10 protein-coding genes are annotated in these 17,454 nt (G+C 74.0%); 2 read left to right on the top strand and 8 right to left on the bottom strand.

The annotated features are described in order from the left end of the window. The first annotated feature begins 233 nt into the window (after positions 1–233). Positions 234–2,927, top strand: a complete 2,694-nt coding sequence (locus ACEXOX_RS02300; RefSeq protein ID WP_406518762.1) for a LuxR C-terminal-related transcriptional regulator — start codon at positions 234–236, stop codon at positions 2,925–2,927. 217 nt (positions 2,928–3,144) lie between these two features. Here the strand turns inward: ACEXOX_RS02300 and ACEXOX_RS02295 are convergent, their stop codons facing one another. The 7 genes from ACEXOX_RS02295 to ACEXOX_RS02265 all read right to left on the bottom strand — a co-directional run bounded on the left by ACEXOX_RS02295 (position 3,145) and on the right by ACEXOX_RS02265 (position 12,730). After that, entirely contained in the window at positions 3,145–4,158 is a 1,014-nt protein-coding gene (locus ACEXOX_RS02295) for a lantibiotic dehydratase C-terminal domain-containing protein (RefSeq protein ID WP_406518761.1), read from the bottom strand. Continuing rightward, the gene (locus tag ACEXOX_RS02290) at positions 4,145–5,737 is read right to left on the bottom strand and encodes a lantibiotic dehydratase (RefSeq protein WP_406518760.1); all 1,593 of its coding nucleotides are present in this window, start codon (positions 5,735–5,737) and stop codon (positions 4,145–4,147) included. Before ACEXOX_RS02290 ends, ACEXOX_RS02295 begins: the two co-directional genes overlap by 14 nt. Then, positions 5,623–6,738, bottom strand: coding sequence for a lantibiotic dehydratase (locus tag ACEXOX_RS02285; RefSeq protein ID WP_406518759.1), 1,116 nt, complete (start codon positions 6,736–6,738; stop codon positions 5,623–5,625). Before ACEXOX_RS02285 ends, ACEXOX_RS02290 begins: the two co-directional genes overlap by 115 nt. 111 nt (positions 6,739–6,849) lie before the next feature. Further along, the gene (locus ACEXOX_RS02280; protein WP_406518758.1) at positions 6,850–8,787 is read right to left on the bottom strand and encodes a TOMM precursor leader peptide-binding protein; all 1,938 of its coding nucleotides are present in this window, start codon (positions 8,785–8,787) and stop codon (positions 6,850–6,852) included. 109 nt (positions 8,788–8,896) lie between these two features. Next, positions 8,897–9,079: a hypothetical protein gene (locus tag ACEXOX_RS02275; RefSeq protein ID WP_125043509.1), complete on the bottom strand. Its 183-nt coding sequence runs from the start codon at positions 9,077–9,079 to the stop codon at positions 8,897–8,899. Positions 9,080–9,224: 145 nt separating this feature from the next. Further along, positions 9,225–10,835 carry a SagB family peptide dehydrogenase gene (locus tag ACEXOX_RS02270; RefSeq protein WP_406518757.1) on the bottom strand — a complete coding sequence of 537 codons (1,611 nt, stop codon included), beginning with the start codon at positions 10,833–10,835 and terminating at the stop codon, positions 9,225–9,227. Further along, on the bottom strand, positions 10,832–12,730 hold the full coding sequence (locus ACEXOX_RS02265; RefSeq protein ID WP_406518756.1) for a hypothetical protein: 1,899 nt from the start codon (positions 12,728–12,730) through the stop codon (positions 10,832–10,834). Before ACEXOX_RS02265 ends, ACEXOX_RS02270 begins: the two co-directional genes overlap by 4 nt. A gap of 271 nt (positions 12,731–13,001) precedes the next feature. Here ACEXOX_RS02265 and ACEXOX_RS02260 point away from each other — a divergent pair, with 271 nt between their 5' ends. Beyond that, positions 13,002–15,320, top strand: coding sequence for an ATP-binding cassette domain-containing protein (locus ACEXOX_RS02260; RefSeq protein ID WP_406518755.1), 2,319 nt, complete (start codon positions 13,002–13,004; stop codon positions 15,318–15,320). Between the two features lie 151 nt (positions 15,321–15,471). Here ACEXOX_RS02260 and ACEXOX_RS02255 read toward each other — a convergent pair whose 3' ends face one another. Further along, positions 15,472–16,656 carry a cytochrome P450 gene (locus ACEXOX_RS02255; protein ID WP_406518754.1) on the bottom strand — a complete coding sequence of 395 codons (1,185 nt, stop codon included), beginning with the start codon at positions 16,654–16,656 and terminating at the stop codon, positions 15,472–15,474. Between the last annotated feature and the right edge of the window lie 798 nt (positions 16,657–17,454).

The following is a 17,454-nucleotide window of genomic DNA, read 5'->3' as shown; positions in this document are numbered from 1 at the left end:
TAACGACGTCCCGACATATTCATGTCTATGGGGAGGGCTGTTGATGCCGTTAACCGGTCGTGAAGCGGAGCTGGCCCGGCTGGACGGGCTGATCGGGCGGGCCGGCGGCGGCGTACCGGTGATCGTCGCGGTGCGGGGGAGCGGGGCGTCGGCAAGAGTGCGCTGCTGGAGGCGGTGGCGGCCCGCGCGGCGGACGCGGGCTTCCGGGTGGGGGCCGGAGCCGGGGGCCGGCCGTGCGGGACTCCTTGTTCGCCGTGGCCCGCCAGGTCCTCGGCCGCCCGGACGACGGGACGGACACCCTGGAGGGCTATGTCGCCCGCGGCCGGGACGTCATGGCGCGCACGCCCCTCGCGCTGTGCGTCGACGACCTCATGGACGTGGACGCGTCGTCGGCCCGCTGGCTGGTGGCCCTGACCTCGCTCGACCGGCCCGTACCGCTGCTGCTCGTCGCGGCGGCCGGCGACGACCCGGGAACCGGCCGGACGGCCGGCGCGGCCGAACTTCTCGCCCGTGCCGAGCACCTGGAGCTGACCGGCCTGCCCGAGGCCGGGGTCGCCGAGTTCGCCGCGCGGCACTGCGGCCTCACGCTCGACGCAGCGGCGGCCGCCGTGTGCCACGAACTGACCGGCGGCAACCCCGGTCTGCTGCTCGCCCACCTGGCGGGCCGCCCCGGCACGGCCGTCACGGCGCGGGAACTGCGCGGCACGGCCGGACCGGAAGCGCTGCGATGTACCCGGCGGTGGCTCGACGACCTGCCCCGACCAGCCCTGGCCATGGCCAGGGCTGTCGCGGTTCTGGGAGACAGCGCCGAGGTCACCCACGCCGCCTCGCTGGCCGAACTGCCGGTTCCCGACGCGCTGCACGCCATCGACACCCTCGTGGCACGGCAGGTGCTCGCCAACCGCGTGCCGCCGGCGTTCCGGCACCCGCTGCTGGGCACCGCGGTGCTCGCCGGGATGCCCGTCGGCTCCCGGATCGCCGCGCACCTGAAGGTGGCCCGGTTCATGCGGGACGAGCAGTGGGGCGCGGAACGGGTCGCCCAGCAGCTCGCCGCGGCGGGCCCGACCGGGCTGGACTGGGCGGTCGAGCCGCTGCGCACCGCGGCACGCAAACTGCTCCACGAGGGGCGGGCCGACGAGGCGAGCCGCTATCTGCGGTGCGTGCTGCGCGACCGGCTGCCCGCGGACGTCCGCTCCGCCGTCCGGCGCGAACTGGCCGAGGCCGAGACCTTCGTCGACCCGGACCTCGCGCTGAGCGAACTGGACACCCTGCTGCGCGAGTCCGAGGACCCCGAGGTCTGCGCCGAACTGGCCTTGGACGTGGCCGGCATGCTCATCGACCGGGCCAGGCCGGCGGACGCCGCGTCCGTACTGGACGAGACGGCCGGCCGGATCGGCGCCGGCCACCCGGCGGCGGTGCGCAGGCTCACGCTCCGGAAGGCGACCGTCTCCCTGCTCGACGCGGCCGGCCCGTCGGCCGAGGCCCGACGGCTGGCGGACGCGCCGGAGCCGGCCGGCGGCGCACGGAGCAGGGAACTGGCCAACCTGCGGGCCGCGATCGCCGCCGACCGGGGAGCGGACCGGGAAGCGGCCCTCGCCCCCGCGCGGGAAGCGCTGGCCGACGCGGCGGGCGGCGACCTCGGACGCCTCTGGCAGAGCTGCGCGGCCCTGATCCGCGCCGACGAACTCGTCGAGGCACGGGCCCACTGCTGGCGTACCGGCCGGCTCAGCCGTGCCATGTCGGGCCGGCGGGCCGGGCTGGCGGCGGACATCTTCCGGGCCCGGATCTGCCGGGTCGCCGGGGACCTGCCCGGTGCCGTGGCGATCCTGCGGCCCGTTGTGGAGGAGATCGGCCCCGGCAGCACCGCGCTGCCGACCGTCACCGGCTTCGCGGTGGCCGGTCTGGTGGAGGCGCTGGCGCAGCTGGGCGACCAGGACGAGGCCGCCGCGCTGCTGGCCGCGCACGGCCCCGCCGACCACGGTCCGGACGACGACCTGTACGGCCGGTACGAGGGCCCGTACCTGCTCGCCGCCCGGGCGGCCCTGTGGCGGCTGCGCGGCGAGCCGGGGCGCGCGGCCGGGGATCTGCTGGCCGCCGGACGGCAGTTGGTGCGCCGGGGCGCCGTCAGCCCGGCGATCCTGCCCTGGCGTTCCCGCGCGGCGCTCGCCCTGGCCGCCGACGGCGCCGCCGACCGGGCCGAGACCCTGGCGCGCGAGGAGCTGGAGGCCGCCCGCCGCTGGGGGACACCGCGCACGATCGGCGTCGCCCGGCATGCCCTGGCCATGACCCGGCAGGGCGAGCGCAGGCTCACGCTGCTGGCCGAGGCGGTGCGCCACCTCGAAGCGTCGCCCGCCCGCCTGGAACTCGCCGTGGCCAGGGCCGACCTGGGCGCCGCGTTGCGCGCCGCCGGACGGACCGCCGAGGCGGACCGCGAGTGTGCCGCGGCGCTGGCCCTGGCGGGCGAGTGCGGCGCCACACCGCTGGCCCGGCGGCTGCGGGCGGCACCGGAGCCCGTACCGGCCCACGACAAGCCGGTCCGTACTCATCCGCTGCTGACACCGCAGGAACTGAAGATCGCCGGGCTGGCCCGGAGCGGACACACCAACCGGCAGATCTCCCAGATGCTGTTCCTGACCATGCGTACGGTGGAGTTCCACCTGTCCGGTGTGTACCGGAAGCTGGGCATAGCGGGACGTCAGGGACTGGCCGGGGCGATCCCGGCGGAGCCGTCCGCCGAGCCGCCGGAGGACCTGGCACGCCCGTCGGTCCAGCCGGTCGACGGCCGGTCCCGCCACGCCGGGCCGGAACCGTGCTCCTGCTCCCGGGCCCTGCCGCCCGGGACGCCGTGCTCCGACACCCCGGTACGCCCGTCCAGGTGGCACGACGGCCCCCGGCCCGCGGAGCTGCGGCCCAGCGCGTCGAGGTGACGGACGGGCCCGCCGTACGGGGGCGGCGGGCCGGGCGGGGCGGCGGACCCGAACGGTCAGCGGGCCGATAGCGACGGCAGACCCGGGGAGTCAGCGCACCGGAAGCGCCAGCAGATCCGGCGGACCGGAAGCGACGGCAGGCCCGGAGGCCCGGTGGGCCGAAAGCGACTACAGCCTCGGAGGCCCGGCGGACCGAAAGCGACTACAGCCCCGAGAATCAGCGCACCGGAAGCGCCGGCAAGTCGGTGACGATCCGGCCGGCCAGGAATCGCAGCTGGTTCTCCTGGCTCAGGGTCAGCCCGAGCCGGTTGTTCGCCAGGTGCGCGCAGCGCAGCAGGATCAGCGTGGTGGCCGGATGCGGCAGCGCGGCCAGGTCGGGGCCCTGGTTCAGCGGCGAGCGGGCCCACTCGGAGGTGAACGTGCCGGAGTCCTCCCAGCCGCTGAGCCGGTCCCGCAACTTGCGCAGCGACCGCAGCCAGTGCGCCTGCGGGGTCGCTCCGGCGGGGTCCGGGGCGAGCTGCCACACCCGTAGGGCGCGTTCCCGCAGGTGTTCCCGCCGGGCCAGGTAGTGCTCTTCGGCGGCGGCGGGTTCGGTGCCTTCGGCGAAGGGGATCAGCGGCTGCCCGCTGTCCACCCACTGCGCGCGCAGCTCGTCGTACAGGGCCAGTACGGCCAGCATCAGGTCCAGGGCGATCAGCGCCCGCTGCTGGTCGGTCGTACCGGCCGCGATCAGCGCCAGGGCCAGTTCGCTGGACTCCTGGAAGTGTTCCTCGGTCGCGGCCATGGCCGCCCCCTGCCCGTACACCGTGTGCTCGCGCAGGTACGGCAGGAAATCGACCGTGTTGTTGGGCCGCAGTTCCCGGTCGTGATCCGGAAGGTCCTCCAGGGCGGCCAGTTCGCCGGCCAGCCCGGCGTACCGCGTGCGGTCCACCGTGTCGGGGGCCGGGTGCTCCCGCAGGAACGCGCCGATCGCCGTGGCAGCTCGCTGCCGTACTTCCTGGGAAACGGCCGTACCGGTGGGCAGGAAGCGCAGCCGGACGTGCGGGCCGCCCTCCCAGTACCGCAGGAAGAAGTACCGGTGCAGCAGCCCGTCGGCGGACAGCTCCTTGACCAGCGGCCGCAGACAGCCGGTGAGCAGGGCGTCGTGGCCGGTGTCCTGGAAGACGTGGGCGCACACCCAGTCGGACGCGTCGGCGGTGCCGGGGTCCAGGGGGCGGTCAGCTGCGGCCATGGTGACCGACCTCCACGAGGTGTTCGGTGACGCGGGCTCCGGCGTCGCCGTAGTGCGGCGCGGCGGACGGGTCGGGCAGGGCTTCCTGGAGGAACAGCAGGTTGCCCCGCTCGGCGAGCATCCGCTCGAACAGTCCGGTCAGGAGCAGGTTCGCGAAGTCGATGTAGAGCGGTTTGCGCGACTTGAGCTGCCAGACGTTGCCGTCGGTCAGCATGGACGGGTCCAGCGCGCGCACGAAGCAGCGCTCGGGGATGCCGTGTTCACGCAGCCAGGCGGCCAGCCGCAGCAGGTACGGGCGGTCCGCCTCGCCCTTGGCGCGCACCGGTGCCTCGTCGGTGCGGAACACCCACTGGCGGCGGCTGACCGTGACCGTGCCGATCGTGATCCTGGGCTCGTGCAGCAGGCCCTGCTGCGTGGCGGGGGAGATGTCGCCGAACATCCGCCGCCCGGGGATCAGTAGCGTCGGCGTGTCGCCGAACGCCTGGATCAGCAGCCGCATCGCCGGCGGCAGCCAGAACTCCGCGATCAGGCTGGGGTGCACCGGCCGCACCTCGCGGTCGCGGGTGCGCGACCACAGCACGAGGAGGTCCAGCACCGGGTCGTGGCGCACCTCCAGGTCGCGCAGCGGGATGCGCCGCTCCGCCGGGCGCGGGCTCGCCGAACCGGGGTAGTCGATCTCGTCGGTCATGGTCAGGTCGCGCAGGCCCACGTTACTGCCGTAGTGGCGGCAAGTGTCCGCCAGGATGACGTCGCCGGGCGGGCCGGACGGTTCGCCCGCCACGGTGACACCGGCCTGGCCGAGCAGCCGCCGGATCCGGTCGCGGCCCCGCCCGTGCCCCGCGTTGACGGCGTTGACCACGAACCCGGTCGGGGCCTCGGGCCCGCCGGTCAGCTGGCCGTAGAACGCGACCGAGCCGGGCGGCCGCATCCACGCGGGCCAGCTGTCGGCCAGCGCGGCCAGCCGCGCGGGATCGACGTGCACCACCCCGTCGGCGTCCGGCCGCGCGTTCAGGGCCGCGCCGGTGAGCCCGGCCCGTACCCGCAGCAGCTCCTTGATCCGGGGCAGCGGACTGTCGGCGAGCGGCGCGTAGCCGTGCTGCGAGACGGACAGCAGGCCGGGCAACCGCGGGTCCGTACGCATCTCTTCCTGGACGGCACGGTGGAATGCCAGGAACGGCACGCTTGCGCCGGGCCCGAAGCGCGTGGTGAACAGCCGGGCCAGCGCCACCCGTCCGGGCAGCGCCGGGTCGAGCGCCGCGTAGCAGCGGCGGACGGTGTCCAGGTCGCGCAGCACCGGTTCCCACGCCGCCCGGTCCTGGGCCGGCGGCGGCCCGACGAGCAGGGCGTTCTCGATGATGTAGTTCTTGGGCGGCACGATGACCTGCTCCGGACCGACCAGTTCGGCGACCCGGCCCAGCGCCCGGTGGATCTCCTCGGTGTGCCGCTGGCGGGCGTCCGGGTCGGTCAGCTCCGGGTACCCGTCCAGCAGCGCGGCCACCTCCTTGAGCCGCGCCGACACCTCGGCCAGCTCCGGGCCGCCGGTGTCCACCCATGCCCGCAGTTCGGCGAGTGGGTCCATCGCCTGCTCGGAGAAGGGGGCACGGCCTCCAGCACACCGAGTTCGGTGAGCCGCGCGACATAACGCTCTGCCTGCTCCGGGGAGGCGCCGCTCCGCTCGGTCAGGTGGGCGGCCACCTCGTGCCGCGGGCGGGCACCGTCGGAGACGAAGTCCAGGCAGGCCTGGACCGGCGCGGACACCGGCAGCGTACGCAGCGGCTCCTCCTCGCCGGGGCCCAGGAACTCCCAGTGGCCGTCGGCCGGGTGGGCGCTCGGGTTGACCCGCAGCCGGACGGCGGGTGCCAGGGCCGGGTGCTCGCGCAGCCGCCGGACAAGCTGCTGGACGAGCCACAGGTTGATCTCGACGGTGTCGCGCACCGCCGGCCCGCCCGCGTCCGGGCGCGGCCCGTCCCACCGGCCGAGGCCGCTGACGGTGAAGGTGCTGAACGGGCTGGTCTTGGCCGCCACCCGGGCGAGGTACTTGGCCAGCCGGAGCGCCAGCTTGCGGTCCGGCACGGCGCCTTCGGGACGCGCCAGCCACTTGCGCAGCTGCTCGTGGAGGACCGGGCTGCCCTGGATCAGGCCGTGCCGGAAGACCGGCTGCGCGGCCGCCTCGCGCAGGACGGCGTGGCGGTCGGCCGCGTCCCGCGGGAGCAGGTCGTCCAGGGCGGCGGTGTCCGCGCGGTGGGCCGCCAGCAGCTCCGCCCACCGCTCGACGTCCGCCACCACCGCGGCGGGCAGGGCGGCGCGCACCTCCTCGTTCCAGCAGCGCTCACCGGGCGTCCGCTGGTTGTGCACCGCCCGGCGCAGCGCGACCAGCGCGGGCTTGACGCCAGTGTCCTGCCCGATCAACGCGTACAGCGCGTCGGAGAGTTCCGCGCCCAGTGTGTCCAGTTCCCGCGCGCCGTCGAGCAGCGCGCCGGTCCGCCGCCACACCTCGTCCGACCGCAAACCGTCCAGCACCGACACCGGCAGACCACCGATGCGTACGCCGAACGTGTCCGCGACGTGGAAGCCACTCATCGTTGTCCCTGCCTTCGCGTGCGGGTCGGTTCTGGTCGTGCGGAGAAGCGGCCCCGGCCGTACGGGGGTACGGGCCGTACGGGGCAATCGGGGAAGCGGACGGCCGGGGCGTCACGGGAACGGGTGCGGATGCGGATTGACGTCGGCCGGCTCCAGCGGCCCGTCCCGGTACCCGAGCCGGGCCGGCAGGTCGTACAGCCGGGGCAGGCCGTGGGTACGGCTCATCCGGTGCCCGAAGGTCATCGGCAGCAGACCGGGAATGATCACCTTCGCGCAGGCGAAGCCGGCGGCGCGGTGCTCGTCGGTGGTCTGGTCGACCACGATAACGTCCAGACCGCGGGCCGTGAAGCGCTCCACCACCTCGGCGAGGTCGTCGCGGAGGTCCGCGTGGCGCGGCCGGCAGGTGGCGCGGGCGAACGCCTCGGCCACGGGCCGCGCCGTCTCCTCGCCGGGCAGGAAGGCGAACCGGTCGTAGGCGTCCGGGTGGCAGTACAGCAGCGCGTGGTCGCGCATCTCCCGCACCTCGTGCGGGTCGGCGACCATGCCCTCGATACGGCGCAGCTCCTCGTGGTAGGCCGCGCGGTTCCAGCCCAGGTTCGCGGTCAGCTCCAACAGGCCGTTGAGGAGCGCCTTCTCGGGGTCGAAATGGGCGCCCGCGGCACAGATCGCGGCGGGCTCCGAGCCGTCCCCGGGGTGTACGGCCATCACCCAGGACGTGGCGATGCCGTGCTCGGGCGTGGTGGCGAACGCGGCGACGCGGTGCCCGGTGTCCTGCCGGATGCGTTCCACCAGCAGCCGGATCGCGGGATCGGCCACGGTGTCCAGGTCCACGCGCGGCACCGGCAGCCGGGCGTACCAGGTGAGCAGGAAGGCGTCCCGCTCGGCCAGCTCCAGGATGCCGTGCAGCGCGGCCTCCTCCAGGCAGCCGCCGAGGGCGCAGCCGTTGGAGACCTCGTACGCCAGCGGGCGGGCCGTGTCGTTGCCGTGCCGGGTGCGGTAGTAGGCGTAGTCCTCGGGCACCAGCACGGGGCCGCCGCGGCCGAAGGAGTGCCCCCACACCCAGTTGATCTCCAGGTCGGGGGCGAACGCCGGGTAGGGGAACTCCGGGTCCGCATGGCGTTCCGGCGGGTAGAGGCCCAGGTCGGTGGGGCAGACGGCGCGGTCGGCGACCTGCTCGTAGCCCGCGCGGACCGTGGTGCGCCGGCCGCCGGGCCGGGCGCCGCCCAGCCGCTCCAACGCCTCGGCCAGCGCGGTGCGTTCACAACCGGTGTAGTCCAGTCCGCGGCCGAAGCCCGCCTCCTGGATGCCGTCGGGCAGCCGCAGCGGCGCGGAGACCATGGGGTAGGCGTAGTCGGTCCGTACGTCGAGCTGCTGGACGATGCCGGTGTGCCCGTCCACGTAGGTCCGCAGCAGGTCGTCCCAGCCGGTGTCGAGGCTGCGTACGCGGTAGGTGTCCCGGTCGAGTTTGGGCCGCGGCGTGTCCATCAGGACCGGCGGCCCGTCGTCAGGGAGGGTGCCGCAGCGGGGGCAGCAGGGGTCCGGCAGGAACGGGTGGGAGTCGGCGGTGAGACAGGCCAGACCGATGATGGTGATCGCGTTGCGGGTGGCGGCGCGCTCCGGGTCGTCGAGCACGGCGGCGGCTTCCGCCTCCACGAAGGCCGCGACGGTGTCGCGCGCCCAGGCGGACAGCAGCGGGGGCGGCCGTTCGGCGAGCTGGTCGCCGTGCCGGCGCAGCAGTTCGGCGCGCGGGCTGTCCTGCCCCAGGGCCCGCTGCCTGCGGGTACGGGCGCACTGCGCACACCCCGGCCGGCCCGGCAGTTCGAGCGGCCCGATGACGACGTTGCCCAGCTCCACCCGGACGGGCAGCCACGGCAGGTCCGGGCGGCTCGTCGTGCCGGCGTCCCGCCAGCCGTCGTCCACGGTGAGCAGTCCGGCGCACCGGTCGCTGTCCTCGGCGGCCGGCGGGTGCCGGCGGGAGACCGCCGCGCGGACCGCCTGGGCGAGCAGCCCCTCGCCCCGTACCGCGAGTCCGGTCGGCCGCTCCGGCACGATCCCCTCCTGCATCCTTCGCACGTCCCGTCTTCCAAGTCCCGTCATGGGCACCGGGCCGTGCCCGGCGCGTGGTGCGCGCCGGGCACGGCCCCGCAGTGCGGCCTGATCAGCAGCAGCAGCAAGAGCAGCAGCTCGCGGGCGAGCCCTTCGAGGTGCAGTTCGAAGCGCCGATCTCGACCATGGCGTGGCCGACGTTGATCGACTCCAGGGTGGAGCCGGGGGCCGTCGGGAGAATGTCGAGCTGGTCCACGCTCAGGTCGTCGAGGTCCAGCACCAGGTTCGCGTCCATGTCGTGTCCCTCCTTCCTCTGTGGGTGACGACTGCGGGCGGCGGTCGCCCGCTGTCCGAGCTGATTCTGTGATTCGCGGGGGCTCCGGGTCTCTACGGAGGCCCCGTAGGGTCTGCCGGGAGTTCGCGCCCTACGGTGCCTGTGGTCACCAGTCCAGCGGGGGCTCGTACTGGGAGGTGGCCTGCCGTCGCCCCAGCACGATCGCGAAGATCGGTACGTGCGCGTCGCCGCTGCCCAGCAACTCCCGTACGACCCGGTCGTCGTAGCCGTTGGTGATCCGGGCCGAGAGGCCCTCGGCGGCGGCCAGCACGCTCAGGCGCTGGGCCACGATGCCGCCCTCGTGGTGCAGGATGCGGTAGCCGCGGTCCCCGAACCCGCGGGCGCCCTCGTAGCGGTCCACGGTGAGGAAGACGACCGCGTTGGCGCGGGCGGTGTTCACCGAGGGTGTGCGGTCGCACAGCATGGCCACCGTGGGCCGCCCGTCGCGCCCGGGCACGGGGACGAGCGCGGGGGACGGGTCCAGCCGGTACAGCCCGGCTGCCCGGCCGGCGGTGTTGAGGGCCAGTACGTGGCAGTCCAGCAGCGGCCGCAACGGTGTGTCGCCGTGGTCGGAGGGCACCGGGTCCAGCGCGTACCGCAGGAGGTCCGCGAGCTGCTGCTGCGGCAACGCGGCGCGGTCCGGCAGGAACATCCGTCCGCCCGAGTCCCTGCGCCGCAGCGCGTCGCCCAACTCGACGCTTCCCGGCGGCCGGTCGTCGTCGGCGAAGGGCTCCGCGGGCCCGTCGGCGGGCTGGTGGAACGGGTCCGCGGCGACCGGTGCGAAGCGTGCCTTACCGGTCAGCCGGCTGCCGGCGTCCAGCGTGGTCAGCCGGGACCAGAGCCCCGCGTCCTCCCGGCAGGTACGGACGTGCTCCGTCACGAGGGACGGCAGGCGGTCCGGTACGGGGGACGGCAGGCGGTCCGGCGCCGGGCTTGCGGCCACGCCGTCCCGCGCGCCGATCTCCAGCACGGCGAACGCGGTCTCCTCCGTACCGTCCAGCCCCAGCGCCCGGTTCACCGGCTCGTCCAGGAACCGGTGGTGGACCCGGGCGTCCAGGCCGAGCGCACCGGCCACCAGCAGGGCATTGCCGACGACCATGCCGGACTCCTGCGCGCACAGCCGGTAGGCGTAGTCGCGGTACCGGAAGGCGGTCTTGCGGAAGTACGCGGAGAGCAGCAGCAGCGCGGTCGTGTCGCGGCCCTTGCAGGCCACCGCCGCCCGCAGTTCCGCCGGGATGCCGCCGGGCCGCAGCGCGGTCAGCGCGTGGTGCAGCGGGTCGTAGTGGTAACACCCCGCCGGTACGCCCCCGGTGCCGCCGCCCAGCCACACGTACAGCTCCACCGGGTAGAAGCAGCGTGCCGAGGCCACCAGCCGGTGGTACGGCCACGCGGCCTGCGGGCCCAGCTCCATCCGGCCGAGGCCGTAGGTGTGGTGCAGCAGCGCGGACAGCGTGCTCCCGTCCCAGGGCCTGCGCGGCGGGCCTTCGGGATGCCGGTCCCGGAAGCCGGGGAACGACCAGCGCGCGTCGCCGATGCGCCGGGGCGGGGCGGCCAGTACGTGGCGGGGCAGCCCGCGGTAGGTCTTGCTCGGCAGCGGGTCGTCCGGCCCGCCCTCGGAACCGTGCCCCTCGGCGAACAGCTCCCGTACGCCCTCGAAGGTGTCGTACCAGAACCGCAGCCCCAGGGCTCCGGCCTCGTCGGTGGCGGCCCCGGTCATCCGGCGAGCACCACCCGTACGACGTTCGGCAGCACCTCGTGCACGGCCGGGTCGTGATCGAGCGGCACCACGACCGGGGACCGCCCCCGCGAGGCCAGCGCTTCCACCAGGGCGGGCAGGTCCGCGTCCGCCGGTACGGCCGTGCCGCCCGGCCCGCGCGGCGGCGCGCCGAGTCCGGGGACCGGCTGCGGAGCGTACGCGGACTCGCCGGTCAGCTCGGACTGCCGGTCCAGCAGGACCAGTTCGATGCCGTCGGTGACCGCGCCGGTGCCGCAGGTCACTCCGACCGGCCGGGCACCCTGCCACCAGGCCAGGACCGGTACACCGAGCGCTGTACCGATGTCGGCGGCCGTGACCTCGCCGCCCGCCGGACGCAGCATGGCCAGGTGGCGGCGGCCCGCCTCGTCCACCGAGGCGCCCGTCACGTCCAGCCGGACCGGCTCGACCGTGCCCGCCCGTACGTCCTCCAGCGCCAGCCGCGCACACTGCTGCGCGACCGCCGCGGTGACCGCCTCGGTCCAGTCGAGCGCGGCGGCCACGCCGGGTCCTGCCGTGAACACCTCCGCGGCCGGTACCGTCGTGACCCCCTTGCCGGCGAGGTCCCAACCCCGGACCGAGCCGTCGTCGGCACAGCGCCGCGGGTCGGGCGTCGTCACCGCGTACCGGGCCAGGCCGCGCAGCGCCGCCCGCTGCCGGGCCTCGGCGAAGCCGGTGCCCCAGCCGAAGACCCGCTCGCCGGACCCCTCGGGCCGTACCGCCGCGGTCACGTTCAGCGGCAACTGCGTGAAGTCGCCTTCCTCCAGCGCCCGCAGCACCCCCGTGTACCGGTCGAAACAGGCCGCGGCGCGAGCGGAGAACTCCGCAGGGAGCAGCGGCTCGGCCGAACGGAGCCGTTCCACGCGCTGCCCGAACTCCCCGGCGCTCTCCTCCGGCGCGGCCACCGCCGACGGGTGGGGGAGGAAGGGGTGCGTCGAGGTGCGCAGGGTCTCCAGGTCGATCCGGGTCAGCGTCGGCTGCCCGTCGTCCCGGGCGCCCGTCAGCGCGGTGAAGCAGGCCAGACCCAGGTGACCGGCGACCACCGCCGCGGTCGGCCCGGTGAGGAAGGTGCTGGGCCGCGACGGCTCCGGCGCCGCGAGGCGCTGCCAGGCCGACACCCAGGCGGCGCCGGGCGGCCCCAGCCACGCCACATCGTCCAGCACGACGCCCTGGACCAAAAGCTGACCGGCCTGTTCGCACAGCCGGTGCAGCCGTACGGCCCGGTCCGTCACCGGCGCCGAGGACACGTGCAGCACGGCGTCGGCGCCCTCCAGCGCCGCCGCGAGCTCCGCGTCGGAGTCGCCGGACAGCACCGTCCGGATCAGCTCCTGGTCCGGGTCGCGACGCTCGGACCCGCCGGTCAGTTCGGTCAGCCGGTCCTCGTCGGTGGGGAACTCCGGGGTGCACACGGCGCGCAGCCGCCGGACACCCGAGTGCAGCGCCGAAGCGATCAGCGCCGTGAACGCGGGTCCGGCACCCAGCACCACCACCGAGCTGTTGCGGTACGTCTCGAAGCGCCGGGCCGCCGAACCGCGGTGGTACTCCACGAAGGCGATCTCCGGCGCGTACGTCTCCAGCTCGCGGTCGGTCAGACCGTGCGGCTCGTCCGCTTCCGCGTCGGTCAGGCAGCCGCCGTCCTCCAGGCGTTCCAGCAGGGCCGCGACCACGGTCCGCTTGTCGTCAGGGAGGCCGCGCAGCAGGTTGTCCAGGGTGGTGGTGCCGTTCAGGTGCGGCGCCAGCCGGTCCACCCACTGGTAGATGGCGCCGCCCCGCAGTTCGAGGTTGGCGCCCGCGCCGAACAGGTGCACCCCGTCCGCGGTGGGCACGTACAGCACGTCGGGCTTGAGTTTCGGTCGCATCGTCTGTCCTCGGGGTCGGCGGATCGCCCCCGAGTGTCACCACCGCCCGCGCGAGACGTCTCTACGGGCGGACCGTAGACCGACCACAGTGATCGGTCCGCGGTCCGGCGGCGGGCGCCCGCAAAAACTCCGTACACCGTACGCGGAAAGTGTGGGAGAGTACCCCGGCACGACGGGGGCCCGGGTTCGCTGCCCGCCTCCGCCGCGCCCGGCCGCGCGCGCCACCGCCGCCCGGCCGCTGTACCGCCGTACCGGAGGAGAAGAAACCGAGATGCCCGCCGACCCCAACCGCCCCCGGCCGGCCGCCGCGGACCTGCACCACGTCATCGAGGTACGCGGCGCACGGGAGAACAACCTGGCCGACGTCTCCCTGGACCTGCCCAAGCGACGGCTCACCGTCTTCACCGGGGTCTCCGGGTCGGGCAAGTCCTCGCTGGTCTTCGGCACCATCGCCGCCGAGGCGCAGCGGCTGATCAACGAGACGTACACCGCGTTCGTCCAGTCCTTCATGCCGAGCCTGGGGCGCCCGGACGTGGACGCGCTGCGCAACCTGAGCGCCGCGATCATCGTCGACCAGGAGCGGATGGGCGCCAACTCCCGCTCCACGGTCGGCACCGCCACCGACGCCTACACCATGCTGCGGATCGTCTTCAGCCGCCTCGGCACCCCGCACATCGGCACCTCCAGCGCCTTCAGCTTCAACAGCGCCGAAGGCATGTGCCCGCGGTGCGAAGGCATCGGCCAGGTGTCGACCATCGACGTCGACCAGCTCGTGGACCGCGAACTCTCCCTCGCCGAGGGTGCCGTCACCGTGCCCAACTTCGCCGTGGGCTCCTGGTACTGGCAGGTGATGACGGGCTCCGGCTTCTTCCCGCCGGACAAGAAGCTCAAGGACTACACCGAGCGGGAGTGGCACGACTTCCTCCACAAGCCCGCGACCAAGGTGAAGGCCGCCGCCCTCAACACGACGTACGAAGGGCTCGTCACCAAGGTCCAGCGGCTGTTCCTGGCCAAGGACCGCGACGCGCTGCAACCCCACATCAGGGCCTTCGTGGACCGGGCCGTCACCTTCGCCGACTGTCCCGCCTGCGAAGGCACCCGGCTGAGCGCCGCCGCGCTCTCCTCCACCATCGACGGCGTCACCATCGCCCGGTGCTCGGCCATGCAGATCAGCGACCTCGCCGCGTTCCTGCGCACGGTCGAGGGCCCCTCCGTGGCGCCGCTCCTCGCCAACCTGCGGCACCTGCTCGACTCCCTCGTGGAGATCGGCCTCGGCTACCTGAGCCTGGACCGGCCCGCCGGGACCCTCTCCGGCGGCGAGGCGCAGCGCGTGAAGATGGTGCGGCACCTCGGATCCAGCCTCAGCGACGTCACGTACGTCTTCGACGAGCCCACCGTCGGGCTCCACCCGCACGACATCCAGCGGATGAACGACCTGCTGCTGCGCCTGCGCGACAAGGGCAACACCGTCCTCGTCGTCGAGCACAAGCCGGAGGTCATCACGATCGCCGACCACGTCGTGGACCTCGGTCCGGGCGCCGGGACGGACGGCGGGCGGATCTGCTACTCCGGGGACGTGCCGGGGCTGCGCGCCTCCGGGACGCTGACCGGACGCCACCTGGGGCACCGGGCCCGGCTGCGCGAGACGGTGCGCACACCGCGCGGCACCCTGGCGATCGCGGGCGCGGACCGGCACAACCTGCGGGACGTCAGCGTGGAGATACCGCTGGGGGTGCTGACCGTCGTCACCGGCGTCGCGGGCTCCGGCAAGAGTTCGCTGATCCACGGGTACGTCGCCGGGCGCGACGGCGTCGCCGTCGCCGACCAGACGCCGATCCGCGGCTCACGCCGCTCCAACCCGGCCACCTACACCGGGCTGCTGGGCCCGATCCGTACCGCCTTCGCGAAGGCCAACGGCGTCAAGGCGGCACTGTTCAGCGCCAACTCCAAGGGCGCCTGCCCGCACTGCAACGGCATCGGGCTGGTCTACACCGACCTCGCGATGATGGCGGGGGTGGCGTCCGTGTGCGAGGCGTGCGAGGGCAGACGCTTCACGCCGAAGGTGCTCACGTACAAGCTGCGCGGCAAGGACATCAGCGAGGTGCTGGCGATGTCCGTCGCCCAGGCACGGGACTTCTTCCCCTCCGGGCCGGCGCGGGCCCTCCTCGGGCGGCTGGCCGGCGTGGGGCTGGGCTACCTGCGCCTGGGACAGCCGCTCAACACCCTCTCCGGCGGTGAACGGCAGCGCCTCAAGCTGGCCATCCACATGACCGAGAAGGCGACCACGTACGTCCTGGACGAGCCCACCACCGGCCTGCACATGGCCGATGTCGACCAGTTGCTCGCCCTGCTCGACCGGCTGGTGGACGACGGCAACTCGGTGATCGTCATCGAGCACCACCAGGCGGTGATGGCCCACGCGGACTGGATCGTGGACCTCGGCCCGGGGGCCGGACACGACGGCGGACAGGTCGTCTTCACCGGCACGCCCGCCGAACTGGTCGCGAAAGGAGAGACGCTGACGGCACGTCACCTGCGCGAGTACGTTGGCCAGGCCCGGCCTGACGAGCAGGTGCGCCCCGGGGGTTGAGGGCCGGTGCCGTCGAGGGCCCGAAGGCCTGCCTCGGCCGTCGGACCGGGCCTGGTCCGTTGCCCGGACGCCGTGACCCGGCGCTGTGATCCCGGCACGCCCGCCGTACGTGGCGGGCGCGCCGGGCACGCGGCAGGCGACCGGTGCCGCTTCACCAGGCGACGGGCAGGTCCTCCAGGCTGAACTGCCGTGTCTGCGAGGCCCGGAAGCGGATCTCCTCCGGCGGAACCGCGAGCCGCAGCCCGGGAAACCTCTGCAACAGCGCCGTGTAGACGGCGGCCATCTCCCGTTTGACCAGCGGGGCGGCGACACAGTGGTGGATGCCGTACCCGAAGGCCATGTGCGGTGCGGCCTGCCGGGTGATGTCGAAGCGGTCGGCCTCGTCCCCGCCCTGCGCGCGGTTGACGGCGAACAGGGAACAGGCCACCCGCTCACCGGCCTTGATCACCTGGTCCCCGACGGTCACGTCCTCCCGGGCGGTCCGGGGCGCCACGGTGTGGATGACGGTGACGTAGCGCAGCAGCTCCTCCACGGCCCGGTCGATCAGCTCCGGCCGCTCCCGGAGCAGCGCGAGCTGGTCGGGGTGGTCGAGCAGCACCAGCGTGCCCAGCCCCAGCATGCTGGAGACCTGGAGGAACCCGTCGGACACGAAGGTCGCACCGATGCCCGCCAGCTCCTCGTCGCTGATGTCCGCGCCGTGCGCGCGCACCACCGAGCCGAACAGGCCGTCGCCGGGGTCGCGGCGGTGCCGGTTCGCGAGCGTGACCATGTACGCCCAGTACGCCTTCCCGGTGGCCGTCTGCTGCTCCGGCGACCCGGCGTCGTTCTGCGAGATGTCCAGGTAGCGCGCCAGCTCCGCCCGGTCGTCCCGGGGAATGCCCAGCAGCTCGCAGGTGATCAGGCCCGCCATGGGCCAGGCGAAGTGCCGCATGAAGTCGGCGGGCTGCCCGACCCGTTCCATGGTGGTCAGGCACTCCGCCACGATCTCGTGCAGGCGCGGCTCCAGCCCGCGGGTCCGGCGGGCCGTGAACTCGGGCGCCACCATCTTGCGCAGCCGGGTGTGGTCGGGCGGGTCGCACGTCAGCAGGTTCCCCGGCAGGACCGGGGTGCCCGTGCCGTCCTCGCCGTCGGGCAGTGCGGAGCTGAACCGCGTCAGGTCGCCCAGCACCTCCCGTACCTCGGCCTCTCCGGTGGCGAGCCACTTCACCCGGCCGTTGGGCCCGAAGTCGATGTCCGCGTCGATCAGCGGCTCCTCCCGTGTCTGCCGCCGGAGTTCGGGGACCGGGTCGAACCGGTCCCGGCGCAGGTGTACAGGCATTTCCTGGGGCTGGGTCATCCTGACATCCCTTCTCGGTCGTCGGCTGCGGTGGCGGGAGGTGTCCGTACGGGCGTCGTGGCCGGGCAGGCGTGTGCCCCGGGACGTGCCGTGCGGGAGCCGGGCCGCTGCCGCGCGGAACTCCGGCGGCAACGGGGCGGCAGCGGCCGCTCACCGCGAGAACGGCGCCGGCCCCCGAAGAGAGGTGGCCGGGGACCGGCGCCGGGTCCCTTCCTCGTACCCGTCCTTTCCACGCCCGCGTTTCCCGCTTTGCGCCGGGGGAGGACGGATTCCGATACGCCGGACTGCGTACACCTTCCTCTCCGAAAAACCGCGGCGACCATGGCGAGCCCGATATCTCCACGGCCCACTGGTCGGCAGCCGAAGCGGAAACAATGGAGCTTCACGGAAATGGTCGGAAAAGGCTCCCGGGAATTCATGAAGCGATTCCAGGTATTGATGAACCGATTCACCTCACTGTGCTGGCCGCCAAAGTGCCGGTCAACCGCGCCCAGTTGGACGGGAGGACGGACGTCGGGCGTGTCCAACCGGAGGGTTGCCCGTGTTGGACATCGCCGGTAGAAGCTGCCGCCCGCGTCGGCCGCGCCACCGTGTCGACCCGTGAACGTCCTTCCCGTACGGCATGTGCAAGCGGACTGGCCGACGGGCATATCTCCTCCGCAAGGTGCAGGAGAGGTCAAGGCCGGTCGGCAAAGTCCCTTACGTGATCTGCGTCCGCGATTCCGCTCGGTTGCCGGCGTCCGGCCCGGGGGAACCGGGTGGTGGGCGCGGCTGCCCATGACGACCTTCCGCACCGCG

The organism is Streptomyces sp. Ac-502 (assembly GCF_045222935.1).
In the GTDB taxonomy this organism is placed as follows: domain Bacteria; phylum Actinomycetota; class Actinomycetes; order Streptomycetales; family Streptomycetaceae; genus Streptomyces; species Streptomyces monomycini.
This window is presented reverse-complemented; position numbering and strand designations above follow the sequence as displayed.

What these genes read in the sequence shown, in the direction of transcription:
- ACEXOX_RS02275 (WP_125043509.1), bottom strand. Translation starts at nt 9,079, where the DNA reads ATGGACGCGAACCTGGTGCTGGACCTCGACGACCTGAGCGTGGACCAG.
- ACEXOX_RS02295 (WP_406518761.1), bottom strand. Translation starts at nt 4,158, where the DNA reads ATGGCCGCAGCTGACCGCCCCCTGGACCCCGGCACCGCCGACGCGTCC.
- ACEXOX_RS02260 (WP_406518755.1), top strand. Translation starts at nt 13,002, where the DNA reads ATGCCCGCCGACCCCAACCGCCCCCGGCCGGCCGCCGCGGACCTGCAC.
- ACEXOX_RS02255 (WP_406518754.1), bottom strand. Translation starts at nt 16,656, where the DNA reads ATGACCCAGCCCCAGGAAATGCCTGTACACCTGCGCCGGGACCGGTTC.
- ACEXOX_RS02285 (WP_406518759.1), bottom strand. Translation starts at nt 6,738, where the DNA reads ATGAGTGGCTTCCACGTCGCGGACACGTTCGGCGTACGCATCGGTGGT.
- ACEXOX_RS02290 (WP_406518760.1), bottom strand. Translation starts at nt 5,737, where the DNA reads ATGGACCCACTCGCCGAACTGCGGGCATGGGTGGACACCGGCGGCCCG.
- ACEXOX_RS02270 (WP_406518757.1), bottom strand. Translation starts at nt 10,835, where the DNA reads ATGACCGGGGCCGCCACCGACGAGGCCGGAGCCCTGGGGCTGCGGTTC.
- ACEXOX_RS02265 (WP_406518756.1), bottom strand. Translation starts at nt 12,730, where the DNA reads ATGCGACCGAAACTCAAGCCCGACGTGCTGTACGTGCCCACCGCGGAC.